At 66.3% G+C, this 23,427-nt stretch carries 28 protein-coding genes; 12 read left to right on the top strand and 16 right to left on the bottom strand.

The window, feature by feature from the left end:
* Positions 1-10: 10 nt before the first annotated feature.
* Both ABQF30_RS12625 and ABQF30_RS12620 read right to left on the bottom strand, forming a co-directional pair.
* A complete protein-coding gene (locus ABQF30_RS12625; protein WP_448464092.1) occupies positions 11-541 on the bottom strand; it encodes a hypothetical protein in 531 nt (176 codons plus the stop codon).
* A gap of 10 nt (positions 542-551) precedes the next feature.
* A complete protein-coding gene (locus tag ABQF30_RS12620; protein ID WP_448464090.1) occupies positions 552-1,208 on the bottom strand; it encodes a DUF6474 family protein in 657 nt (218 codons plus the stop codon).
* 210 nt (positions 1,209-1,418) lie between these two features.
* Between ABQF30_RS12620 and ABQF30_RS12615 the strand changes: the two genes are divergently transcribed.
* Genes ABQF30_RS12615 through ABQF30_RS12605 form a run of 3 tightly spaced genes read left to right on the top strand, consistent with a single transcriptional unit; the run spans position 1,419 to position 4,073 of the window.
* On the top strand, positions 1,419-2,405 hold the full coding sequence (locus ABQF30_RS12615; protein ID WP_448464088.1) for a hypothetical protein: 987 nt from the start codon (positions 1,419-1,421) through the stop codon (positions 2,403-2,405).
* A 58-nt stretch (positions 2,406-2,463) separates the two neighbouring features.
* Positions 2,464-2,955: an ImmA/IrrE family metallo-endopeptidase gene (locus ABQF30_RS12610; protein ID WP_448464086.1), complete on the top strand. Its 492-nt coding sequence runs from the start codon at positions 2,464-2,466 to the stop codon at positions 2,953-2,955.
* On the top strand, positions 2,952-4,073 hold the full coding sequence (locus ABQF30_RS12605; RefSeq protein WP_448464084.1) for a hypothetical protein: 1,122 nt from the start codon (positions 2,952-2,954) through the stop codon (positions 4,071-4,073). Before ABQF30_RS12610 ends, ABQF30_RS12605 begins: the two co-directional genes overlap by 4 nt.
* A gap of 65 nt (positions 4,074-4,138) precedes the next feature.
* Here ABQF30_RS12605 and ABQF30_RS12600 read toward each other — a convergent pair whose 3' ends face one another.
* The 5 genes from ABQF30_RS12600 to ABQF30_RS12580 all read right to left on the bottom strand — a co-directional run bounded on the left by ABQF30_RS12600 (position 4,139) and on the right by ABQF30_RS12580 (position 7,586).
* Positions 4,139-4,537 (bottom strand): transcriptional regulator, encoded by a 399-nt coding sequence (locus ABQF30_RS12600; protein WP_448464082.1) that lies wholly within the window; start codon positions 4,535-4,537, stop codon positions 4,139-4,141.
* A gap of 437 nt (positions 4,538-4,974) precedes the next feature.
* Positions 4,975-5,685: a TMEM165/GDT1 family protein gene (locus ABQF30_RS12595; RefSeq protein ID WP_448464080.1), complete on the bottom strand. Its 711-nt coding sequence runs from the start codon at positions 5,683-5,685 to the stop codon at positions 4,975-4,977.
* Between the two features lie 278 nt (positions 5,686-5,963).
* Positions 5,964-6,497, bottom strand: coding sequence for a peptidase (locus ABQF30_RS12590; protein ID WP_448464078.1), 534 nt, complete (start codon positions 6,495-6,497; stop codon positions 5,964-5,966).
* 179 nt (positions 6,498-6,676) lie between these two features.
* The gene (locus ABQF30_RS12585; RefSeq protein ID WP_448464076.1) at positions 6,677-7,300 is read right to left on the bottom strand and encodes a superoxide dismutase; all 624 of its coding nucleotides are present in this window, start codon (positions 7,298-7,300) and stop codon (positions 6,677-6,679) included.
* A 127-nt stretch (positions 7,301-7,427) separates the two neighbouring features.
* The gene (locus ABQF30_RS12580; protein WP_448464074.1) at positions 7,428-7,586 is read right to left on the bottom strand and encodes a hypothetical protein; all 159 of its coding nucleotides are present in this window, start codon (positions 7,584-7,586) and stop codon (positions 7,428-7,430) included.
* A gap of 390 nt (positions 7,587-7,976) precedes the next feature.
* Here ABQF30_RS12580 and ABQF30_RS12575 point away from each other — a divergent pair, with 390 nt between their 5' ends.
* From ABQF30_RS12575 to ABQF30_RS12565, 3 genes are read left to right on the top strand one after another with little or no spacing between them, the layout of a single operon-like run.
* A complete protein-coding gene (locus ABQF30_RS12575; RefSeq protein WP_448464072.1) occupies positions 7,977-8,318 on the top strand; it encodes a rhodanese-like domain-containing protein in 342 nt (113 codons plus the stop codon).
* 46 nt (positions 8,319-8,364) lie between these two features.
* Complete coding sequence (locus tag ABQF30_RS12570; RefSeq protein ID WP_448464070.1) at positions 8,365-9,444, top strand: DUF4328 domain-containing protein; 1,080 nt, start codon at positions 8,365-8,367, stop codon at positions 9,442-9,444.
* Between the two features lie 4 nt (positions 9,445-9,448).
* Complete coding sequence (locus ABQF30_RS12565) at positions 9,449-10,294, top strand: glycerophosphodiester phosphodiesterase (RefSeq protein ID WP_448464068.1); 846 nt, start codon at positions 9,449-9,451, stop codon at positions 10,292-10,294.
* 6 nt (positions 10,295-10,300) lie between these two features.
* Here ABQF30_RS12565 and ABQF30_RS12560 read toward each other — a convergent pair whose 3' ends face one another.
* From ABQF30_RS12560 to ABQF30_RS12545, 4 genes are all read right to left on the bottom strand, one after another.
* Positions 10,301-10,846, bottom strand: coding sequence for a ferritin (locus ABQF30_RS12560; RefSeq protein WP_448464067.1), 546 nt, complete (start codon positions 10,844-10,846; stop codon positions 10,301-10,303).
* Between the two features lie 136 nt (positions 10,847-10,982).
* Positions 10,983-12,158 carry an LCP family protein gene (locus tag ABQF30_RS12555; protein WP_448464952.1) on the bottom strand — a complete coding sequence of 392 codons (1,176 nt, stop codon included), beginning with the start codon at positions 12,156-12,158 and terminating at the stop codon, positions 10,983-10,985.
* 120 nt (positions 12,159-12,278) lie between these two features.
* Positions 12,279-13,043, bottom strand: coding sequence for a CPBP family intramembrane glutamic endopeptidase (locus ABQF30_RS12550; protein WP_448464065.1), 765 nt, complete (start codon positions 13,041-13,043; stop codon positions 12,279-12,281).
* A 19-nt stretch (positions 13,044-13,062) separates the two neighbouring features.
* Entirely contained in the window at positions 13,063-13,845 is a 783-nt protein-coding gene (locus ABQF30_RS12545; RefSeq protein ID WP_448464063.1) for a DUF2470 domain-containing protein, read from the bottom strand.
* A 130-nt stretch (positions 13,846-13,975) separates the two neighbouring features.
* On the opposite strand from ABQF30_RS12545, the gene pheA reads away from it, so the two are divergent.
* Positions 13,976-14,908 (top strand): prephenate dehydratase, encoded by a 933-nt coding sequence (gene pheA / locus ABQF30_RS12540; RefSeq protein ID WP_448464061.1) that lies wholly within the window; start codon positions 13,976-13,978, stop codon positions 14,906-14,908.
* The gene (locus ABQF30_RS12535) at positions 14,905-15,591 is read left to right on the top strand and encodes a histidine phosphatase family protein (protein ID WP_448464059.1); all 687 of its coding nucleotides are present in this window, start codon (positions 14,905-14,907) and stop codon (positions 15,589-15,591) included. The genes pheA and ABQF30_RS12535 overlap by 4 nt, the downstream gene beginning before the upstream one ends.
* On the opposite strand, the gene ABQF30_RS12530 is transcribed toward ABQF30_RS12535, so the two are convergent.
* The 3 genes from ABQF30_RS12530 to ABQF30_RS12520 are packed head-to-tail and all read right to left on the bottom strand — an operon-like array spanning position 15,588 to position 17,657.
* Positions 15,588-15,776 carry a hypothetical protein gene (locus tag ABQF30_RS12530; RefSeq protein ID WP_448464057.1) on the bottom strand — a complete coding sequence of 63 codons (189 nt, stop codon included), beginning with the start codon at positions 15,774-15,776 and terminating at the stop codon, positions 15,588-15,590. The genes ABQF30_RS12535 and ABQF30_RS12530 overlap by 4 nt on opposite strands.
* 45 nt (positions 15,777-15,821) lie before the next feature.
* On the bottom strand, positions 15,822-16,172 hold the full coding sequence (locus ABQF30_RS12525; RefSeq protein WP_448464055.1) for a metallopeptidase family protein: 351 nt from the start codon (positions 16,170-16,172) through the stop codon (positions 15,822-15,824).
* 3 nt (positions 16,173-16,175) lie between these two features.
* The gene (locus ABQF30_RS12520) at positions 16,176-17,657 is read right to left on the bottom strand and encodes a septum formation family protein (protein WP_448464053.1); all 1,482 of its coding nucleotides are present in this window, start codon (positions 17,655-17,657) and stop codon (positions 16,176-16,178) included.
* Positions 17,658-17,790: 133 nt separating this feature from the next.
* On the opposite strand from ABQF30_RS12520, the gene serS reads away from it, so the two are divergent.
* Positions 17,791-19,044 (top strand): serine--tRNA ligase, encoded by a 1,254-nt coding sequence (gene serS / locus ABQF30_RS12515; protein WP_448464051.1) that lies wholly within the window; start codon positions 17,791-17,793, stop codon positions 19,042-19,044.
* Positions 19,041-19,856 (top strand): DUF5718 family protein, encoded by an 816-nt coding sequence (locus ABQF30_RS12510; protein ID WP_448464049.1) that lies wholly within the window; start codon positions 19,041-19,043, stop codon positions 19,854-19,856. Before serS ends, ABQF30_RS12510 begins: the two co-directional genes overlap by 4 nt.
* On the opposite strand, the gene ABQF30_RS12505 is transcribed toward ABQF30_RS12510, so the two are convergent.
* Positions 19,853-20,188 (bottom strand): hypothetical protein, encoded by a 336-nt coding sequence (locus ABQF30_RS12505; RefSeq protein ID WP_448464047.1) that lies wholly within the window; start codon positions 20,186-20,188, stop codon positions 19,853-19,855. The genes ABQF30_RS12510 and ABQF30_RS12505 overlap by 4 nt on opposite strands.
* Complete coding sequence (locus ABQF30_RS12500) at positions 20,185-21,741, bottom strand: Rieske 2Fe-2S domain-containing protein (protein WP_448464045.1); 1,557 nt, start codon at positions 21,739-21,741, stop codon at positions 20,185-20,187. The genes ABQF30_RS12505 and ABQF30_RS12500 overlap by 4 nt, the downstream gene beginning before the upstream one ends.
* 127 nt (positions 21,742-21,868) lie before the next feature.
* Here ABQF30_RS12500 and ABQF30_RS12495 point away from each other — a divergent pair, with 127 nt between their 5' ends.
* On the top strand, positions 21,869-22,654 hold the full coding sequence (locus ABQF30_RS12495; protein WP_448464043.1) for a lysophospholipid acyltransferase family protein: 786 nt from the start codon (positions 21,869-21,871) through the stop codon (positions 22,652-22,654).
* A gap of 7 nt (positions 22,655-22,661) precedes the next feature.
* Positions 22,662-23,426 (top strand): lysophospholipid acyltransferase family protein, encoded by a 765-nt coding sequence (locus ABQF30_RS12490; protein WP_448464041.1) that lies wholly within the window; start codon positions 22,662-22,664, stop codon positions 23,424-23,426.
* Position 23,427: the final 1 nt, after the last annotated feature.

Here is a 23,427-nt window from a genome sequence, read left to right as displayed (position 1 = left end):
TGTTTGCAGGTCAGGCGATCGCGCTGACCGGCGGACCACGGTGTGACACCGAAGCTGCCAGGAACAGGACAGCCTGCAGCGGCTGATCCGTGCTGCAGAGTGCGACGCTTGTCGTCGCCACCGGAAGCTGACGATCGGGCGGAACCGCCGCCCGCACAGCCCGCGACACCACGGCGCACAACCGGGCGCCTGCGGCGATGAGGCCGGCGCCCACTGAGACCGCCACGAGATGGGCGAAAAGCATTGCCGCGCTGGGCCCGTCCGGATCGGCGTGCGCATGGCCGGCGGTGGCCAGCAGGATGTGCGCGAGCAGCTGGCCGCTACCCAGCAGCGCCCACAACACGGCCGGCCGGTTGGCGGCGGCGATGGTGGCGGCCACCGCGCCCACTGTCGTCGCGAGCACCGCGAGCTGGACGGTGACCGCGCCGGCGGGCAGCATTCCCCCGGCGGCGCCGTGGGCGGCTACGGCCAGTGCCGCGGTGAGCAACCCGACGGCCGTACCGCGCAGCAGCGCTGCGGGTTCGATACGGGCGTCGTTCATCACCGGTGTGTCAGACCAGGCCGAGCCGGGCCATCAGGTCGGCATCGATCCCGTCGAGCTGGGTGGAGATAGCTGCGTGCGCACCTCTCCGGCGTGCGGACGGCATGTTTTCCGCGGCCGTGACGGCCGCCCCCAGATCTCGGAGCCGGTCGCTGATCGCCGCGACGAACTGTTTGGTCTCGGCGTCCTTCGGATTCTTCTCGGCAACCAGCCGCAGCGACTGCTCGGCCCCGGCGATCCGCGCGGACAGCTGCGCGCCGTGACCGGAGAACTGGCCGAGTTGGCTGAGCGGTATCCCGAGCTGGTCTGCCCGACGCTCGTCGAGGGCTCCGCGCGCGGCGATGGCAGCCCGGTAGATCAACGGCACGAGCACCGGTGCCAGCAAACGCGTGACGGTGAGCGTCCGGCGAATCCGGGCGGGTGAAAGCAGCTTTCCCTCGCGGGCCGCCTTCAGTTGCGCCTCGGCGACCCTGAGGGCATTGCGGTCACTGTCGCGCTGGGCTTTGAGCTGCGCCTTGAGCGCGTTGCGCTCGGCCTTGCGGTCCGCCTTGAGTCGCCGGACCTCGTTTTTTGCGGCAAGTCGGGCTTCGAGCTTGGCCTTCGTCTTGATGGCGCGGGCTTCTGCTCGGCGGGTAGCACGGCTTTTTCGTCGCGTGAACAGGCCCATTCCGGCTGCCTCCCGGTCGTTTCGTGGTGTGTTGGTGAGCACCGCTGAACTGCTGCAGACCAACAGTATCGTCCGGCACCTTTGCTCTGCCCCGCTGCCCGGGAACCGGTCGAGCAATCGTCGGAGCTAGCAAATCAAACGACCCGATTGTGCGACAATCGGGTGACGTCAAGAAGGTTGACGGGCGGTGCGCCGAAGGGGGATGGCCAAGTGCGTTCGCGGGTGCGCGTCGCCACCTCGACAGGTCTGGTGCTCTCCGGCCTGTTCATCGCCGGTCTCGGTGGCGCATTGGCGTTTGCCGACCCTGATCGCGGCGGCCGAGATCCGGGCCGTGGTTCCTCCAGTGACGCCGACGACGGTGATCAGGACGACGGCAGGCACGGCGGCCGCCACGACCACACCCGCGGTCACGGTCACGGCGGTGAGGTTGGCGGAGGGCGGGATGGCAATGCCTCGCCTGGCCCGTCGCGCGGTGAGACCAAGCCTTCGGGAAAGCCCTCAGGTACGGACGAACCCACCCAGACGCCGCATCCCGAACCGACGGAGACCGCCAGCACGGTGGCGACGACGGATGAGACGACCACTGACGTAACCACAGAACCGACCACGCCGACGCAGACGACAAAAACGCCCACGGAGTCTCCGACTCCCACCACGAGCGACACTCCCACTCCCACGGCCACGACCACCGTCATCGGTGAGGTTCCCGGCGGGGGTGGCGGTGGCGGCGGTGCGATCCCCCCGCAGTTCCGTCAGCCGCAGCTACCCGAGATGCAGATCCCGGTACCGCGCTCGGTCCAACTGCCAGCCGTCGTGGCTACGCCGCCGGTATTGGTTCCGGTCATCATCCCGCCAGTCGTCGTCCCACCGCTTCTCGCGCTGCCGGCCGAACCGGCAGGCGAAGGGCCGTCGAACGAACCAGGTGCGGGGCCCGAGGTGACGCCGACGTTCAAACAGCAGCAACCCCGGGCCGCTGACAACCAGGCCATCGGCCTCGATGCCGCGTTGCCACCCGCGTCGTTCCGGATCGGTTATGCCGACTACCTGCGCACCGCAGGGGTTTTCGAGATCGCGGCAGTGGCCGTGCCGGGAGCGGCCGCGATCTTGGGTTTGACGGGTCTGGGTGGGTTGGTCGGTTACCGGCAGGCGAAAGCGGGCCACGCGGTGCGGCCGGGCGCAGCACGGTTCATCGGCTAGCCCGCCCGCAGGGAGAATTCGGATAACAAAGTGCTAGGAAATGCCGAAAGGGGGAAACATGTCAGCCAGCCGTAGCGTCACCCGCGCCGTCAACGCGGTGCTGGATCTCGCGCCACGTCGAGGTGAGGTGACATTGACCCGCCTGGTCGACGCCGTCAGCGAAGACCGTGGCAGGCCCATCGAGCTGATCATGGCAGAACTCCCTCCCGGCGTCTGTGGTCAGTGGCGCGAGTACGCCGACCGCGACGTGTTTCTGATCCAGCAGGGTCTGCCGGCGTGGGACCGCACTCTTGCCCACGAACTCGGCCATCTCGTCCTGGGCCACGACGGCATATCGATCGTCGAGGCCGCGCAGGAGGCCGTCGAGGTCGCCAGCTCGGACCTGATCAGCTACATGCTCAACCAACGGACCGGGTGCATGGGACCCAACGGCGAGGACATCGAGCAGGAGGCGGAGGATTTCGCAGCCCTGCTCCTGTACCGGCTGGGCAGGTTGCCGTCGGATCGGTCTTCGATCGTGCAGGTGCGCCTCGGAGAGGCGTTTGGTTGATCATCTGGGTGATCGCCGGCCTGCTGGGCCTGGCGACCGGACTGCGGATCGGTTGGGCACTGGTCAACAAACAATCGCTGGTGAGTACGGCGATGATCGTGGCTCTGGGAAGCCTCGGCCTCGTCGCCGCTCTCAACTGGCAGCCGCTCGCGCTGCTCATCGACACGTTGCTGCGCTGGCCCAACATCGCGATGGGACTCAGCCAGGTCGCACTGATCGGATGTGCGGCGGGCAGCTGCGTCATGATCACGACTGCATCCTCGGAGCGCTCGCCGGCAATCACACGGCGCATTGCCCTGGCGCAGTACGGAATCGCGGGCATCGTGGCGGTGGTCAGCCTGGTGACCTTCTTCCTCGCAGGCAAGCAGCCCGAGATGTCCCCCCAGGAGTACCTCAAGCGCGAACTCGGATCGAACGGCACGTCGTGGCTGCTGTCGTTGCTGTACGTGTTGCTTGCGCTCACGCTGGTGATCTGGGCGGGCTTGCGTTACTCGAACCGCAGCCGCCGCGGCCGCGCGCTGTTCGTCTTCACCATAGGCATCGCGCTCATCGTCGCTGCCAGCGCGTTCTTCTTCCTGCGGGCGGTCGGGCAGACGCAGGCTGTCGGTGTCGGCGCCGCCGCGACGTTGTTGGGCTGCGCCATGGTGATCGTGGCTGCCGGTTCGCTGCTGCCAAGCATCGAGGATTGGTTCGGCGCCCGCAACGAGCTGCGCACTGTCGGTCCGCTGCTGACTGAACTCGGCCGACGCCAACCCGATGTCGGAATCGGAGTTCGTCCGCGGGGGCCGTTGGCGTTTCGGGTGGCCGAGCGGATGTCACTGATATCCGATGCGCTCTACCTGGAGGCGACGGCTGCCGAGGCCAAGCGGAAGGCCACCGCGTCGCATGGGTCATCGGCTTCGGACGGACCCCAACCCGTACTGGATGTACCGCAGGTTTCACCGGCGGACCAAGCGCGGGCGATCGCCCGGTGGATCTACGACACCCGCAAGGCAACCTCGCCGTCGGCGTTTCCCGGCCTGAATTGGCTGCGGCAACCGGAGTCATATTCGGACCGCGAATGGATCCTGGCGATCGCACGGCAATACCGCGAACTGGATCGGAAAAACGACGCGTAAGCCAGGGCCGTTGCGGCCCTGCTTACCCGCTTTGATTCACGTCGTGGGCCGAGACCCGGACGGGATCAGCTGTCGAGATTCTCCCGGCGGCGCAGTTCATCAACCTTCTGGACGATGTCCTGCTGAGCCTCCGGCGAAAGCCCGACGGTACGGGCAGCAATACGACGAACCCCTTCGTCCCGCATGCTCGCAAGCCAGGTCAGTTCCTTGTCGAGCTTCTCGTAGTACTCGTCATCAGTGAAGTACGCCGGCTTGATCCGGAAGAAGTTGGCAAGGGCGGCCATGGTTGCCGCAGACGGGTTGGTGCGGTTGCCGGAGCGAAGTTGCGAAAGGTACGGGGCTGACATCGTGACACCCTCGGACTTGAGCGCAGCAATCACCTCGGCGGAGGTGTGGGGTCCGCGCCCAGGTGGATAAACCGTGTCAAACAGGCGGTTTAGGCGGGCGGCGAACGTCTTGCTCATCGATTTGACCTCCACATGCAACATGAGCGGAACGAATAGGCGGCGTATTTGCTGACTATCGTAGCGAGTGTTGTGACGACAACCAAGTGCAAACCGCGTAAAAGTTAACCTTGCTTCCTGTTTTGGCCAACTTGGCCTCCGAAACCAGCACCTTCGCCGCCGAACCGTGGTGGGATTGCGCCGTCTGGCAAGGCAAATAGTGACGGTTGCGTTGTATTGGCCACGGTGAGCTGCAGCCACGCCGTCGATCACCGGTTTTTCCCGCGCCTGCGGGCAACACACAGCAGACCGGCGCTCGGCGAAACGGGTATTTGCTACGGCACAGACCTTGCAGACCTGACCCCACAGGGGGCGTCGTGGTCGGACGACGTCGCGAACGCTACCAGCGTCGTCCGCGAAAGCAATTTACGCAAGGGTCAATCGATAGCCACGCACGATCAGGCTGATTCTGGCGACGATTCAATCGGAGATTGCCGGACGGCTTCGACCGTCCGTTTGCGCCGCGCCCGCACCAGCCCCGCACCAATTGCGGACACGGCGACGGTTGCGGTGACGGTAACGGCGACCCACCGCAGCCCTAGTGCCGCGTCGAACAGGATCCACAGGCCGAACAGTAGGAACAGCACGCTCGCCAGGACATGCAGGAATCTTTCAGGCAAGCGGGTGTGCAGCCATACCCCGGCGGCGATTGCCACACCATCGGCCAGCACCATGCCGATCGTGGCGCCCAACCAGACTCCCGCCCAGTGGTTGTCGCTGGCCAGCGCCACGGTCGCCAGCATGGTTTTGTCCCCGAGTTCGGCGAGCACGAAGGACGAGATCACCGCGAAGATCACGAACCGCGGTTCGGCGACTCGGACATCATCGTCGCCGTCATCGCTGTCCCTGCCCTCGCGCCAAGTCCATACCGCGAAGAGCAAGAACGCGATCGCCGCTGCGAACGCGATGGGCTTCTCCGGCAAGGTCAGGCCGAGGAAATGGCCGATGGTCACCGAAAGGCCGTGGATAAGGAACGACGCGATGCCGACGCCGGACAGCACCACCCACCATCGGTGCCGCAACGCGTAGGTCATGGTGATCAGCTGGGATTTGTCACCCAACTCGGCGACGAAAACAACACCGAGGCTGAGAAGAGTGGCGGCGAGCATTTACGACCTTTCGACACATCGCCGATGCGACCGTCTGCACGGTGCATCGACGTACGGTCGAAGGTCTCGCCCACCGCTCTGAAGCGGTTCGCCGGCCGGGCTTGCGCAACTGCGCGCTGCCAGTATGTCGACACGACGATTGGGGGCTACTCCCCTTCGCTGATATCAACGACCATAACTGCCGCGAGCGCAGTTCGCTAGCCGCTCTAGCTATTTCGGGTAGCCGTATTCTCCGTTTCGAAGAACGGACAAATGGATTGGCTGTAGTCCTTACTCAGCTACGCAGCCAGCAACATCGCCAGGATCGCAGTATCCGGGTGACTGATCGGATCGACGCCCACCCGGCTCACCATCGAGGTGACCGTGCCGTCGGATTCAGCCTCCACCCACGCGGCCCGATGCTCCAGGCCGAGGTGCGGCAGGCCGGGCAGCAGCACACAACCCGACGCGGCGCCGGTGCACTCCGGCAACGACGGGGTGGTCTCCGACGGCGGATGCAGCATCAGCAGCGCGGGCGGTTGATGATCTGCGAAATAGCCCGGCGGCACCGCTGCCTCACCCACCACCGGCCCCTCCGCGATGACCAATCCGACCGTGCCGGGTTGCGGCTGTTCGGGAAGTTCTTCGCGGACCCCGAAAATTGTTGTGGTGGAAAGCAACCCCGGCAGAGATGCGATCCGCACGGTGACGATGAGCAGTTGCGCCCACTCTTTGGTGGAATCCGGCCAGCGGCCCGACACGACAAATCCCTTGAGCACCCCACCGGAATGAAAAGGGGCGATCTCAATCGCCCGACCGGACCCCGTATCCATTTCGCGCCTCCGGGACGTCTGTGGGTCGATCAGTTCAGCATGCGGCAGGTCCGTCGAGCGTGCAAGGCGACACGGGGCGCGCACCTGTGGCGAAACGAAGCCGAAACGAGCGAGGGGCGCCGCGCGATTCCGCACGACGCCCCTTGCGTAGAGATCAGCACCTGACCCCTGGGTCGAACTCAGCCGAAGATCAGCCCACTGGCCTTCGAAGTCGCAGCCGCATAACGGTTCTGCACGTCTTCCCAATTGACCACGTTCCAGAAAGCCTTGACGTAGTCGGCCTTGACGTTCTTGTACTGCAGGTAGAACGCGTGCTCCCACATGTCGACCTGCAGCAGCGGAATGATGCCGAGCGGCACGTTGGCCTGCTGGTCGTAGAGCTGGAAGGTCAGTAGCCGGCCACCCAGGCTGTCGTAGCCGAGCACTGCCCACCCCGAACCCTGCAGGCCATTGGCCGCAGCCGTGAACTGAGCCTGGAACTTGTCGAACGAACCGAACTGATCGTCGATCGCGGCTGCCAGGTCACCGGTCGGCTTGTCGCCACCGTTGGGGGACAGGTTCTTCCACCAGATCGTGTGGTTGATATGTCCGCCGAGGTGGAAAGCAAGGTTCTTCTCGTTGAGGAAGATCGCCGCATGGTCGCCGTTTGCGCGGGCCTCTTCCAGCTTGGCAACCGCGTCGTTGACGCCCTTGACGTAGGTCGCGTGATGTTTGCTGTGGTGAAGCTCGTTGATCTGTCCGGAGATGTGGGGCTCCAGCGCTCCGTAGTCGTAATCCAAGTCTGGCAGTGTGTATTCAGCCACGAGATTCCTTCCTCATATCGCGATCGATGGAACGAGGCGTCCTCAAGATCGCCGTCAACATTGCTCCATCGCGGCGCACACCGCAAGGACGCGCCTCACCACCCACCTATACCCGATTCGGCTGTGATCAGAACCAGACGATCAGGGCGAGGACGCCGAGCAGAATGAGTGCGATCACGCTCGCGCGAAGAACCGCCATCAATTGGTTACGGGTGTGCAGGTACCCGGACGAATGCCATTCGGACTGCGGTAGGGCCGAACCCGGCCCCATCGGATGCGATGCCATCAGACGCTCCTGACCTGCACGATCAACGTTTGCTCCCAGTGAGTTCTGTCACAACACCTGGTGTGACGCCGATCATAGCCCTTCGGGCGGTCTCGCAGAAATCGGCCCCCGGGCGACGGAATCGGTCGTCGCGAGGGTTCCTCCACCGGTGTTTAGCTCCCCAAGCAATTTCGCTCGTACCCCGAGACGCTGTTGATCGGTTGCCGTCGGGACACCGGGTTATCCACAGCCCTGCCGGCAAGCACACAGTTGGAGCCCATTTGGCATCGTCCGGGCAGGTGTCAGCCTGTGGATGAACCTGTGGAAACTGTGGATAGCCACGAATTGCTAACACCGCCGCTGATGTGGAGGGGTGGTGCGTGCGTCGGGGGCGCATGCGAGCATGGACGCATGGACGATGTGGAAGTCGCGCAGGCGGATATTGCCGCTGTCCCCACGACGTTCGACGGATCCGTGGTGTTGCTCGATGTCCGTGAAGACGACGAATGGCAACGCGGTCACGCGGCCGGGGCCCAGCACATCCCGATGGGCGACGTCCCGGCCCGCATGGCCGAGATCGATCCGGACGCCGAGCTGTACGTGGTCTGCCTTGCAGGTGGCCGATCACAGCGGGTGGCGCAGTATCTCGCCCGCAACGGCTACACGCCGATCAACGTCGACGGCGGGATGCTGGCCTGGGCCGGTGCGGGCCGCCCGGTGATCACCGACGACGGCGGCGCGGGCACCCTCTGACGGGCAGCCGCGGAGTGGATAAGACGTTCGTCGCTAGGCTGGTCGGATGATCCAGGTGTGTTCGCAGTGCGGGACGCGCTGGAACGTGCGTGATCGCCAACGGTCGTGGTGTCCGCGGTGTGGCGGCACCCTCCTCGCACCGTCAGCGCCCCAACAGCAGTGGGCCGCCCCCACCGCGGCGCCGGTTCGGCCTGATTCGGCACGGACGCCGCCGCGGCTGGCACCCGGATACCGCTGGATAGCGGTTCGTCCCGGCGCCGCGCCGCGTGGTCGGCGCCAGCGCAAGTCCCTCGGGCCGACCCCGCGCTACCGGACGATTCCGCACTGGGGACTGCAACAACACTTCGACGTCGAGGACCGTGGGCCTGCGGCCGAACGGCACGGCCCCGATGTCGGCACGGTGCGTGCCATGCTGATCCTGGCCATGGTGACGCTTGGTATCGCGGCTTTCGCCCACGTGGTCCGTTACGCGCTGCTGCTGATCAACCGCAGCATGCTGTTGCATCCGGTGATCGCCTGGGCCGGGGTGCTGTTCGGGCTACTGGCCAGTCTGGCGGTGCTGCTCTTCCTCGGGATCACAGTGGTGTTGTTGGTCTCCTGGCTGATTGCGCGCCGCACCGAGGCGTATGCCCAACGCGGTCAGGTCGACCCGCGCTCGCCGCGGGAGCTGTGGCTCTGCTGCCTGGTTCCCGGCGTCAACCTTCTGATGGCGCCGATCTTCGTCCTGGAATTGGCGACGCTGGAAGCGCGGCTTTCGCAACTGCGTCGGCCGATCGTGGTGTGGTGGATCTTCTGGGCTCTCAGCGCGGTGGTGGCGGTGTGGTCGATTGTCGGCACCGTCGCCGCGACGTTCATCGTCGACAACCCGCAGAACATTGCCGACAACACCGTGACCACGACGATCGGCTACCTGCTGGCCCTGGTGGCGCTGCTGCTGTTGGCCAAGGTGTTCTTCGCCTTTGAACGCAGCCCGACCGTCGAGCGCAGCGTCAGACGGTGGGTGGTTGTCGGAACCGAGAATGCCTCCGAGACTCCGGAGCCCGACCGTGAGCGCGGGGGCGAGCAGCAGGATCAGCGGGAATCAGCCGTTCCGGTTGAGCCCGAAGGGCACAACCCGGCAGCATAGCCATATGAACTTGGGGGACGCCGGAGCCGCTGGGCAGGCGACACCGGGCCCGGGACATCCGTTCGTGGTGGCCCATCGGGGAGCGTCCGCAGACCGGCCCGAGCACACCCTCGCCGCTTACGACCTGGCCCTCGCGGAAGGAGCCGACGGCGTCGAATGCGATGTGCGGTTGACCCGGGATGGGCACCTGGTTTGTGTGCATGACCGGCGGGTCGACCGGACGTCGACCGGCACCGGTTTGGTGAGTGAGATGACGATCGCTGAGCTGCGCGAACTGGATTACGGGGCGTGGCATGCCAGTTGGCGGGCCGACGGCGGAAACGGGGACACCGGTCTGCTGACTCTCGATGCCCTGGTCTCCCTGGTGCTGGACTGGAACCGGCCGGTGAAACTGTTCATCGAGACCAAGCATCCGGTGCGCTACGGCGCGCTCGTGGAGAACAAACTGCTGGCGCTGTTGCATCGGTACGGGATCGCGTCGCCGGCTTCGGCCGATCTTTCCCGCGCGGTGGTGATGTCGTTCTCCGCAGCCGCGGTGTGGCGGATTCGCCGGGCGGCCCCCATGTTGCCGACGGTGCTTTTGGGTGAGACGTCGCGCTATCTCGGCGGTAGTGCCGCGACCACCGTCGGTGCGACGGCGGTGGGGCCGTCCATCACGACCCTGCGCGAGCATCCGGAGTTGGTCGACCGGGCCGCGGCGCAGGGCCGCGCGTTGTATTGCTGGACCGTCGACCACTACGAGGACGTCCGGTTCTGCCGTGACATCGGGGTGGCCTGGGTGGCCACCAACCATCCCGGCCGCACCAAGGACTGGCTGCAGAACGGCCTGACCGGGGCCGGCCGGGACTAGAGGCTTTTAGAGATTCCCGCCGGCGGCCTTGGGGGCCGTCGTGTCCGCTGCGGCACCGGTGAGCTCACGGGCGACGAAGTCCTCGAGGTGGAACAGGTTGGCGCCGGCGCGGTCGGCGATGCGCACCAGCGTCGTCATGGATGAGACCTCTTCGATCTGCTCCTTGAGGAACCACTGCATGAACTGCTCACCGAGGTAGTCGCCCTCCTCGCGGGCCACACTGGCCAGCCGGCTGATCTGTTCGGTGACGGTGCGCTCCTGGTTGAGTGCCAGGACAAGCGCTTCCCGCGGGACATCGAAGTGGTTGCACACCGGATCCACGCCGGGGATCTCGACATCGACGTCGCGGTCGAGAAGGTACTGGACCAGCATCATGGCGTGATTGCGCTCCTCGACAGCCTGCGCGTAGAAGTGCTTTGCGAGCTGCGGAAGGTCGGCGCCATCGAAATAAACCGCAATTGCTATGTATTGCTGTGAGGCGGTGAATTCACTGCGGATTTGATCCTGGATCAGTGCATGGAATTTCGTGTCGAGTGCGCCGGACGTGGTCATGATGTTGATGGTATAGCAGGTCAGAAGGCATTGTCAGGCAAGGTGGACCTCATTGAGGTCAGCTTTACCTAACCCGTGTGACGGCGCTTACATTTCTTGTGTTGAATTTGCTGGACACAATTTAGCTTTGCCTAGCTTAAGAATTCGGGGTGTTGAGGACGTCCGGTGGGATTGCCGCGTCGGTGGCGAGTGCCTCGAACAGCCGGCCGGCGGCGTCGCTGTCCCAGACCACTACAGCACCGGAATCGCCTCCGCTGAACTCGCCGATCGGCACGGTCGTGGTGAGCAGGTCGCCCCGCAACGCCCACGCCAGCCAAGCCAGGTCCCACACGTGGGCGTCCTCGTCGACCGCGACGGTACCTACGGCTGCGCGGGTCATCGGGTACCAACGCAACGGGTTGAGCAACACCGCCGGGCTCGACGCGCGATGCAACAGCGCGGACATGAAGTCTCGCTGATGGATCATTCGGTCCAGATCGGCGCGTGGTGTGGCCCGGGTACGTACGTAGCCCAGCGCATTGCGGCCGTTGAGCACCTGACACCCGGCGGGCAGCTCGATACCGGCTAGCGGGTCGCTGATCGGCTCGGCGGGACACATCGTCACGCCGCCGACCGCGTCGACAAGTGCGGCGAACCCGTCGAACCCGATCTCGGCGTAGTGGTCCAGGTGCAGTCCGGTGGCCAGCTCCACTGTCTGCGCCAGCAGCGGCGCTCCGCCCAAGGAGAAGGCGGCATTGATCTTGTCCTCCCCGTAGCCGGGGATGGGGACGTAGGAGTCCCGGGGGATGGACACCATCGTTGCGGGGACAGCCGAGCCGAGCCCGGGGATGTGGACCAGCAGGATCGTGTCCGTGCGGCCATTGCCGGTGTCGCCACCAGTGGCCAGCTCGGACTGTTGATCGGGCGTCAGTCCCTGACGGCTGTCGGAGCCCACGAGTAACCAGGTGGTGCCCCGGCCGGAGCCGGGACGTTCCGGGTAGTCGGCCAGTGCCGGGATGCGGCGCAGCGACGACTCGACCCACACCCCACCGGCGACGATTGTCAGGACGGCTGCCAGGAACAGGACCAGTACGATCCGGCCCCAGCGGCGACGCCGCCGCGGCTTGCGGACGACCGCGGGCGCGGGGGGCTTGGATACGGGTGGCTTGGATACGGGTGGCCTGGGAGCGGGCCGCATCGGGGGCGGCGCCTGCCGCGGCGGAGGTAGCCGGGGCGGTTGTCTCGGGGGCGGTGGCTGGTGTGGCGGTGGCCGGCGCGGCGGGGTGGGGGGATTCGGTGGCCAGGCCGGCCGATGGTTCGGATCCCGCCGGATGACCTGCGAGGGCTCGTTCGGTGGACGACGCGGCGGCTGCCCCCGCAAGCGAGGGTCGGGTTCGCGCCCCGAAGCCTTGAAGCCGTCCACAGCAGCAATGTACGTGCCCGACGGGCCGGGCTACTGCAGCCAGCCGAGATGTTCGGCGACCAGTGCGTAGCCGACGAACGCCACCGCATCGATCAGGGCGTGCGCGATGATCAGCGGCCACAGCCGTCCCGTGCGCTGCCACACGTAGCCGAACACGAGGCCCATCACGATGTTGCCCAGGCCCGCGCTGTAGCCCTGGTAGAGGTGGTAGGCACCGCGTAGCAGGCTGGAGATCACCAGCGCGCGCCCGGGGCTGACGTCGAGCTGGCGCAGTCGGGTCAGCAGGAACGCCACGATGATGATCTCCTCGGCCCAGCCGTTGGCGAACGCGACGCCGAGCAGGACGGGAATCCGCCACCACGTGTCGTACAGCTCGGCCGGTTCCACATTTGCGCTCAGGCCCAGCACCCGGGCCAGCATGTAGAAGCCAAGCCCGGGCAACCCGATGAGCGCGGCGAGACCGAGGCCGCCCAGCCCGTCGGCGCGCCACTGCGGCCGCGACAATCCGATCGCGGCGGGGCCGAAACCGCTGCGCCACAACAGGTACAGCGCGAACGCACCCCAGGCGAGCAACTGCAGGACGCCGGCGAGGTTCAGCCCTAGGTCGATCAGGTCGAACGGGGACCGTCGCGGGTTCAGCGCGACGGTCTGCCCGGACAGTCCGAGCAGCACCGACTCGGTGAGCTTGAGTAGTGCGGTGTAGGCGCTGAGCCCGAACGTCACCGCCAGGACAACGGCGATCTCGATCTTGAGTGTGCGGCGCGGTGGCTCGAGAAAGTCGTTGGGCCCGGTCACCGGAGCAACGGTAGCGGCGCTAGATCTTCCGTGCGCGCAGCCCGTTGAGGAACGGGCAGCCCATCAACACCCGGATCGCCTGGCTCAGCCCGGTCACGTCATCGACCGGCTTGGAGAACGGCAACCGCACGTCATGGTCGCCGTTCTCGTTCTCGACGCGCAGCTGCACGCCGTAGCGGTCCAGGCCGAGCGGGCGCACCCGCCCCTGGCGAAGTGTCATCGGCAGGCGCGTGGCAAGGCGTTCCACCACGTCGCGATGCGCGGACTCCATGTGTTGCAGCCAGCAGGACTCCATGGCGCAGAACGGATCGGGCCGGGCGGCCAGCAGGGCGCCCAGGTTCACCGCCTCAGCGCCGGTGGCGTCGGCCACCACGACCGACTCGATCTCCAGGCGTAGCAGCGCGTAGGTGTCGTCGGCGTGCTGCGCCCCGGAATTCACCTGTAACAGAGCGGGATTCGGATCCTCTGTGGCGACAAGGTCGAGCAGCGCGGGAATCTCGGCGGACGGTACGTGCTGCAGGTGACCGCGGATCCACACGAGCGAGCGGACCGGCTCGCGCAGCGGTAGCGGGGCGTAATCGGTCATCTCCAGGACGGCCTGGACACCGGCTGAGCCGGACGACAGCACCATGCCCGCCAGTGGACCGGCTTCGGGCACCGTGATCGCGAACGAGCCGTCGTCGAGAAGGTGATGCACGGGGGATGCCACCGGCTCGATGCCCTCGACGGCGAGCATTGCGCCGCCACCCCGGGCGCACGCGCTGCGGATTCGCTCGGCTGTCGTCGGTGCCGCTATTGCCATCTCGCCGCCTTCCAGTTAGTGAGGTAAGCCTTACTTAACTCGATGGCGGCGCGAGGCGCAAGGCTTACCGAAAACACCGACAGGACAGATCTGCGGGAAACCGATCTGGTCGGCGGCTAGTGTTGAGCGAGTGCCGCGCATCGCCTATCTCGGACCGGAGGGAACCTTCACCGAAGCGGCATTGCTGCAGATGGTGGCGCATGAAATGGTCCCCGGCAGCCCCGAAGCCGGAGCGGGATTCACCCCGGTCCGCACCGAGAGCACGCCTGCGGCGCTGAGTGCGGTCCGCGATGGCCAGGCCGACTTCGCCTGCGTGCCCATCGAGAACTCGATCGAGGGATCGGTGTTGCCGACCCTCGACAGCCTCGCGGTCGGCAGTCCGCTGCAGATCTATGCGGAGTTGACCCTCGACGTCGCGTTCACGATCGTCGTGCGCCCCGGCCATACCGGACCGGTCCGGACCGTCGCGGCCTTCCCGGTGGCCGCGGCGCAGGTACGACGCTGGATGGCCGCAAACCTTCCCGACGCTGCGATCGTGCCGGCCCACTCGAACGCGGCGGCCGCCCATGAAGTCGCCGAGGGGCGGGCCGATGCCGGGGTCAGCACCCGCCTGGCGGCCGAGCGTTGCAAGCTCGACGTGCTGGCCGCCGATGTGGTCGACGAGGCCAACGCCCGAACCCGATTCGTCCTCGCCGGGCCGCCCGGTCCGCCGCCGCCGGCGACGGGCTCCGACCGCACGTCGGTGGTGTTACGGCTGGACAATGTGCCCGGCGCCCTCGTTTCGGCGATGACGGAGTTCTCGATCCGCGACATCGATCTGACCCGCATCGAATCCCGGCCCACCAGAACCGAGTTGGGCACCTACGTGTTCTTCCTGGATTGTGTCGGACACATCGATGACGATTCGGTCGCCGAGGCACTCAAAGCGCTGCACCGACGTTGTGCAGATGTGCGATATCTAGGTTCCTGGCCGACACGCTCGGCCGCAGGCGCGCCGCCCCCGCGACTTGACGAGGCGGCGCAGTGGCTGGCTCGGTTGCGCAACGGAACGGACGACTCATGAGCGGGCGGCTGATACTCGTCCGGCACGGCCAATCCCTCGGCAACGTCGACCGGCGTCTCGATACCCTGCCGCCCGGCGCTGAGCTGACCGATCTCGGCCGTGACCAGGCCAGGCAGTTCGCCCACACGCTGCCGCACGCGCCGTTGATCGTGGCGCACTCGGTGGCCCGGCGCGCGGCCCAGACCGCTGCCGGTATCGCCGAGGAAACCGGGCTGGATCTCCACGAATACGAGGGCGTGCACGAGGTGCAGGTCGGCGAGTTGGAGAACCGCAACGACGACGCCGCAATCGCCGAGTTCAACCGGATCTACCAGCGCTGGCATTCCGGCGAGCTGGACGTGCCCATGCCAGGCGGCGAGTCCGCCAGCCAGGTGCTGGACCGGTACGTCCCCGTGCTCACCCAGTTGCGGCTGCGCTATCTCGACGACCACGCCTTCGACGGTGACATCGTGCTGGTCAGTCACGGTGCGGCGATCAGACTGGTGGCAGCGGCACTGGCCGGTGTCGACGGGAGCTTCGCGCTGGACCACCACCTGCCCAACGCCGAATCGGTGGTGCTCGCCCCGATCACCGACGGGCGGTGGAGTTGCGTGCAATGGGCGACGCTCACCCCGCCGTTCTACCCCGAGCCAGACGTGCACCCGGTCGAGGATGCGTTGCAGTCCAACGACCCGATGGGCTAGATCGCGAGCGCGATGTCGCGCCCGCAGGGGCAGCCGACCGCCTCGCAGTCGACGCTGAAGGTGTGCGCTGATTCTGGAGTGGTGCAGCCTTCGTCGGTGCACTCCATGCGGTACCGAACGTGATGAATGACGGTGCCGTGGCAGTGCTCCAGCCCGGCCGCACACTCCCGGCACTGGATGGTCATGGCCCGTTCATAGCACTACGAGCCGACAAGGCGTGGTTGCCGCGCTCATCCCCACCCGAGTTCGTGGAGCCGCTCATCATCTATCCCGAAATGATGGGCGATCTCATGGATCACGGTGATCGCCACCTCGTCGACGACCTCCTGCTCGTCCGCACAGATGTCGAGCAGTGCGTCGCGGTAGATCGTGATCGTGTCGGGCAGTGAGCCCGCGTACCAGGAATCCCGTTCGGTCAGCGCCACGCCCTGATACAGGCCGAGGATCTCGGGTTCGTCGGGATTGCGAGCCTCGACCAGCACCACGACGTTGTCGATCGCCGTGGACAGCTCGGGCGGTACCAGGTCCAGTGCGTCGGACACCAACTCTTCAAACCGTTGCGGGTTCATCCGCACGGCCACGGGCTACGGCCCCGGTGGTGGAGGTGGCGGCGGCAGCACCGGCTCGGCCGGCGGTGGGGCCGGTGCCGGAGGAGGCGGAAGCGGCGCGGGCGGCGGAGGCGGTGGTGGAGCGGGGGCCGGTGGCGGCGGCAGTCCGGGAGCCGGAGGAGCGGGCGGCGGGGGAGCGGGAGCAGGCGGGGCGGGCGGCGCAGGCTCGGCCGTCGTGGCCGCTGCCGGTTGCTGCGGCATGTGCTGCGACTGGTCCTCCGACGAATCCGACGACGAGTCCGACGAAGACCCCGACGACGACCCCGATGAGGACGACCCCGATGACGACCCTGATGAGGACGACCCTGATGACGACGAATCGGACGACGAGGAATCTGACGAGGACGACGAGTCCGACGACGATGAGGTGTCCACCACGTCCGGCATCGGGATAGGCGGCATATTGAGCCGCTCCTCGGGGATGTCCGGCGGCGCGACCGGCGGCTGCCCGTTGATCATCAGCGGCCCCTTGGCGCTGTTGACCAGGGTGGACCAGCCGCCATTGCCCAGGGTGGCGCCGATACTGCAGGACACCTGGCGGCTGCCCGCCGACCAGCTGGGTAGCGAGACCGTGCTGTAGCTCAGGGCCAGCGTGGTGGCACGCAGCTCGACCGGCGCGAGATAGGCGTCCGTCATCTTGGTGCAGGTGTCTTTGATGAAGCCGTCCTGCTCGCCTTCCGGCGGCAGACCGCCGGGGAACTTCTCGCCGAGGTTCACCGCGCCGGTGACCTCCATGGCGTGCGGCGCCGCGCAGTCGACCGGAACGTCGGTGGGCTGGTTGGTCGCCGGGTCGATACCCAGGCAGGTACCGGCAGGCCACACCTTGGACTGATCGATGTCGGCGACCTTGCCCTGGAACTCCAGTTGGCTGTCGCCGGGACCAAGCAACTGCAGGCCGCACAGCATCCGGCGCTCACCGGCCTGTTTCCACGCCTTCTCGCCCGACCACAGCAGGCCGATGGTGAACTTGCCGTTCGGATCGAACTTCGGGCCGAGGTACGACCGCAGCGCGGGCGTGCACTGCTCCTGGCTGATCTGCTTGATGCGGTCCACCGACGGAGGTGCGGCGCCGGGCCCGTACTCACTGCCGGGGAAGGTCCGCATGTCGACCGACTCGGCGACCTCGAAGCGGTGCTCGTCCTTGCAGTCCACGATGTGCGCGGCGTCCGGGTTGCGCCCGGGCCAGTTGAGGCAATCGCCGGCCTTCACGTGATTGAAGGTGTCGTTGCCCCTGGGACCCAGCGCGATCGCGCCCGCGTTGAGCGCCGTGTTGGCGCCCTCGCTGCGCGGCAGCGCGGTGATGAGCCCGGCGATCAGCAGACCGCCGAGTGCCGTCAGCAGCAGCGCACGCCGCGTCGACGCGGCCTGCAGGCTCTGCCACCAACGTCCCTCGTCGGGATCATCGGTTTGGTCGGGGAGCCGGTCTTCGTGCTCGGGTGCCTCCAACATCCGCTCCATTGTGACAGGCGTGTCAGGTGCTGTGACAACTGATGCGCTTGTAAAGTTACGAGTTTCTGCCGGGAGTCGGCCGCCACTGTGATTCGGACACCTCGGATGTACGTGACGGCGCACCAAAAGTAGGGTTGCGGCCGTGATCGACCTCAGGTTGCTGCGCGAGAATCCCGACCTTGTCCGTGCGTCGCAACGGGCCCGCGGTGAGGACCCGGCGCTTGTCGACACGCTGCTGGCCGCCGATACGGCACGCCGGGCGGCGGTATCGGCGGCCGACAACCTGCGTGCCGAGCAGAAGGCGGCCAGTAAGGCAGTGGGCAAGGCGTCGCCCGACGAGCGTCCCGCGCTGCTGCAGAAGGCCAAGGACCTCGCCGATCAGGTCAAGGCGGCCGAAGCCCAGCAGTCCGAGGCGGGCAAGGCGTTCACCGCGGCGCACATGGCCATCTCCAACGTCGTCGTCGACGGCGTGCCCGCTGGTGGCGAGGACGACTTCGCACTGCTCGAAACGGTGGGTGAGCCCAGGGCCATCGAGAACCCTAAGGATCACCTCGAGCTGGGCGAGGCGCTCGGGCTGATCGACATGGAACGCGGAGCCAAGGTTTCGGGCTCGCGGTTCTATTTCCTCACCGGCGCCGGCGCGCAACTGCAGTTGGGTCTGCTGCAGTTGGCCACCCAGGTGGCGGTGGCCAACGAGTTCACCCTGATGATTCCGCCGGTCCTGGTACGCCCGGAAGTCATGGCGGGCACCGGGTTTCTGGGCGCGCACGCCGACGAGGTGTACCGGCTCGAGGGCGACGACCTGTATCTGGTGGGCACGTCGGAAGTGCCGCTGGCCGGCTATCACTCCGATGAGATTCTCGATTTGTCCGGCGGTCCGCGGCGTTACGCGGCCTGGTCGTCGTGTTTCCGGCGCGAGGCGGGCAGCTACGGCAAAGACACCCGCGGCATCATTCGGGTGCACCAGTTCGACAAGGTCGAGGGGTTCGTCTACTGCAAGCCCGAAGATGCTGCCGCCGAACATGAACGGCTACTGGGCTGGCAGCGCGAGATGCTGGCGGCCATCGAGGTGCCCTACCGGGTGATCGACGTCGCCGCAGGCGATCTGGGTTCCTCGGCTGCCCGCAAGTTCGACTGCGAGGCCTGGGTGCCGACGCAGCAGACCTACCGGGAGCTCACCTCGACCTCGAATTGCACGACGTTCCAGGCGCGTCGGTTGGCCACCCGCTACCGCGACGAGAACGGCAAGCCGCAGATCGCCGCGACCCTGAACGGGACACTGGCCACCACCCGGTGGCTGGTGGCGATCCTGGAGAACCACCAGCAACCCGACGGCAGCGTGCGCGTCCCCGCCGCGCTTGTTCCCTTCGTCAGAACGGAAGTGCTTGAGCCATGATCGATATCGACCTTGCACAAGTGCGGAACTGGTTCGGGTTCGGAGTCGCGGGCAACTTCGCCGGACATCTCGAGCAGGCCGGGGAGGCAGGCGATTTCGTCAAAGTCGTCACGGAAGGCTATGCCCCCAAAGGCATCTTTCCGTGGTACGCGCCGGGCCGTGACGACTTCCTCGGCGAGTTCCCCCTGTCCAGCGACACCATCAAGCTGCCGGACACCGACGAGGCTGACGGTCCGCTGAACCTGCAGATCGAACCGGAGGTCGGGGTGGCCTGCCAGGTGGTGTGGAACGGCGACACCGTGGTGCGACTGGAGCCGTTCGCGCTCGGCGCGTTCAACGACTGCTCGATCCGCAGGCCCGGCGCGCCCAAGATCAGCCACAAGAAGAACTGGGGCCCCGCGTCCAAGGGTGTGGCACCGCAGTTCTTCGACGTCAGCGATCTGACCCCGGACGGCCCCACCGCCACCATGCGGCTGGTGTGCTACCTGCGTGACAACGGCGGCCAGCAGCACGCCTACGGAGTGGACTCCCCGCTGGTGGGCTACTCCTACTACGGCGAGGTTCTGCTGGACTGGATCGTCGAACGGCTGGCCAACCAGAAGGGTTCCGCGGATACGCCTTTGGAGGATGTCGGTGCCTTGATGGTGGCCAGCGGGCACCCCGAGAACGTGCTGATCGGCATCGGCGCCACCCGGTACACGCCGCTTGGCGAGTCGACATTCCTCAAGCCGGGAGACGAGGCCATCGTCCGGGTCTATGACAGCGCGTCGAGCGCGGCTTCAGAACTGCGGCAGGTGGTTTCGACGCGCTAGCGGCAGAGCAGTTCGTCCAACCTTGCGACGAACTCCTCCGGGTGCGCCGGAGTGAACGCCGGGCTCGGATAGGTGCCCGGCACGTCGAGGGTGATCAGTGTCGACTTGAACGGCCGCTGGACGTCCAAGGGCAACCAGCGGCGCAGGTCGCTGCTGCCCCACAGCCGAAACCGCTGCATCCACAGTCCCAGCGGCGTGGCACGGTAGCCCTTGATCGATCCCAGCGGGATCACCTTTGCCGTCCCGGACGGAAAGTGATAGCGCTGCAACGTGATTGCCTCGCGGTCCAACTGGACGAGGCCGTCGTCGTAGTACTGTCGCGGCGCGCTCACAACTGTCCGCACCGTAGTTCGTGGCCCTTGGTGGTCAGGCACTTGCCGGTCTCCAGGTTCCATTGCCAGCCGTGCAGGTTGCAGGTGAGGGTCTTTCCTTCCACCACACCGAATTTCGACAGGTCGGCCTTGAGGTGCGGGCACCGGCGCTGAATCTCCCAGCCGTCCAGGGTGATCGAGGAAGAGTCGTCGTGGGCTTCGGCGAACCAGCCGTCGGCGTAGGCGATCCGCTCGTCGGTCAGGCATTTGAAGAACGTGTACAGGTACTCGTTGTAGCCGCCCACCCGCCACGCCTTGAACCGAGTCGACAGGAAGATGGTGTTGACCCAGTCCGGCTCGTTGTCCCGCAGCACGGTGCGTACCAGCTCGGGCGCGATCTCGAAGCCGTAGCGGAACTTTTCGTCCGGAATAGGTTCGCGCACAACACGTTTCGGGAAGTCGAGCACCACGGTTTCGTTGTGGTCGCGACCGGCGAGCCGCAGTTCAACCGGATAGCCGATGCCGTCGCAGATCTGGTCCGTCTGGCTCATGATCGGCTCGAACAGTCCCCGCAGCGGTTCCAGCAGCGGCTCGCCGCCCGACGGCGCCCACGAAGCCTTCTCCGCGGCCAGCACCGGGGCCATCCGCTGCGCGTACTCCTCGATGTAGGCGGCCTTGCCGGTGGTGAAGATGGCCTCCGGATCCTCGCTCGGATGCGTCAGCGAGTTGAGTTGTGATCCGGTGAAATCCGCTGTGCTGCCGGGGATCATCAACAGCCCGCCGTCGTGGCCGTGAGTGCGTAGCTGGTCCAGGAACACCATCTGATCGGGGAAGATGTTGGCCGGATCGTCGTGATCGTCGTTGAGATCCCGCAATTCGGCGTCCAGGAAGCACGGCGGCCCGGCCGAGGGCACCACCCACGTCGCCCCGACCTGCGCGATGTACTGGCGGCAGCGGTCCATCTGGCGTTGCCGTTTCTGGGTGCCGAATGCCTCTTTGGCGCGCGCGGGCATGTCGTAGACCATCGGGTACCAGATCGCGCCGGAGTACTGCAGCATGTGCACGTCGATCTGACCGAAGTCGGCGTGCAGCACGTCCAGATCGACGGGACGCGCGTCGTTCATGTTGAAGGCGACGGTCTGCCCGTCGTCGACCACCAGGCCCGAGTCACCGATCGGACCGTCGGCCGGTGCCCGCAGCGCGATGATCATGATGTCCAGATCACCTTTGGGCCCACTGACCCGGTGCTTGACCGAATCGGTGGTTTCGAAGAACTCGTGGAAGCCCAGCTTCTCCAGCTCACGTCGCAGGTCCGGCACCGGGTAATCCGGTAACAGGACGACGGCGTCCTTGTTGACGTGGCGGCGCAGGTTCTCCGGATCGAAGTGGTCCTTGTGCAAGTGGGAGACGTAGAGGTAATCGACCTCTCCCAGCGCGTCCCAATCGAGTCGGCTGTTGTCCGGGAACGGAAACCAGGACGCGAAATAAGCGGGGTTGACCCAGGGGTCGCACAAGATGCTGCCGGCTCTGGTATCTATCCGGAAGCCGGCGTGCCCGACACTGGTGACCTGCACAAACAGCCTTTCGATGAAGAACGGGAATCCCGGGCCAGCCTAGCTGGAACCGGGGGCGGGGCCGAAGTCCGGCAGGTCAGGAGAGGTTGGCTACGCCGGTGGGAGGCCTGGCACTACGCTGGCGGCTGTGGAACCGGTATACGGGACTGTCATACAACTTGCCCGCATGATTTGGCGGCTGCAGGGTCTGCAGTTCACCGTGACCGGTGTGGAGAACCTCCCTGCGACCGGCGGGGCAGTGATAGCCATCAACCACACCAGCTACTTCGACTTCACCTTCGCCGGGCTGCCGGCGTACTGGCAGAAGCGCGGCCGCAAAGTGCGGTTCATGGCGAAGAAAGAGGTCTTCGACCACAGCATCACCGGGCCGATCATGCGCAGCCTGCGCCACATCGAAGTGGATCGGGCCAGCGGCGCGGCCTCGTTCGAGGCGGCGTGTGAATACCTCAGGGCCGGTGAATTGGTGGGCGTGTATCCGGAGGCCACCATCAGCCGCAGCTTCGAGATCAAAGAGTTCAAATCCGGGGCGGCGCGGATGGCGATTGCGGCCGGTGTGCCGATCGTTCCGCACATCGTGTGGGGCGCCCAACGCATCTGGACCAAGGGGCATCCGAAGAATCTCTACCGGCCCAAGGTGCCCATCTCGGTGGCTGTCGGCGAACCGATCCAGCCGACCCTGCCCGCGGCGGAACTGACGACGGTGTTGCATTCCCGCATGCAACATCTGCTCGAACAGGTGCAAGATGCCTACGGGCCGCATCCCCCCGGCGAGTTCTGGGTGCCACACCGCCTCGGCGGGGCCGCACCGTCGCTGGCCGAGGCCAACCGGATGGACGCCGAGGAAGCCGCCGAGAAGGCGGCCAAGCGGTCCCAGCACCCGGGCCCCACCGAGCCCTCCGGGGCGCCGGGGTAGCAGACATATGGAACCGGTATTCCGCAGTTTGGAGATTGCCGCACGGCTCGGGGTCCGGGCTACCGGGACCAAGATCACCTTCAGCGGCGTGGAGAATCTTCCGGCGACCGGCGGTGCCGTCGTCGCCATCAACCACACGAGCTATGTCGATTTCCTGCCCGCCGCATTGGCCGCAACCGAACGTGGCCGGCGGATGCGCTTCATGATCAAAGCCGAAATGGAAGAGGTCAAAATCGTCGGTTATCTGATCAAGCACACCGGGACCATTCCGGTGGACCGACGCGCCGGGGCTGGCGCCTATGCGGCCGCGGTGGAAGAGCTGCGGGCCGGCGAACTGGTCGGCGTTTACCCCGAGGCCACCATCAGCCGCAGCTTCGAGTTGAAGGACTTCAAGACCGGTGCGGTGCGGATGGCGTTGGAAGCCGGGCTGCCGGTGATACCGCTGATCGTCTGGGGTGCCCAGCGCATCTGGACAAAGGATCATCCGAAATCTTTGGGGCGCAAGAAGATTCCGATTAACGTGGCGGTCGGTACGCCGATCCCGCCCGGTGGTTCCGTTGCGGAACTCGGCGCCACGATGCGTGCCGCGATGTCGGGCTTGCTTGAGCAGGCGCAGCAGGGCTATCCGGCGCCTGCCGGTGCTTACTGGGTTCCGCGCCGGCTCGGCGGTGGTGCGCCGACGCTTTCCGAGGCCAAACGCCTGGATGAAGTTGAGTTGGCCGAGCGTGCCCGCAGGCGCGCCGAACAGGAAGCGATGGGCAAGAACCGGTGAC

The sequence above is a fragment of the Mycolicibacterium sp. XJ870 genome (assembly GCF_053483975.1).
This window is presented reverse-complemented; position numbering and strand designations above follow the sequence as displayed.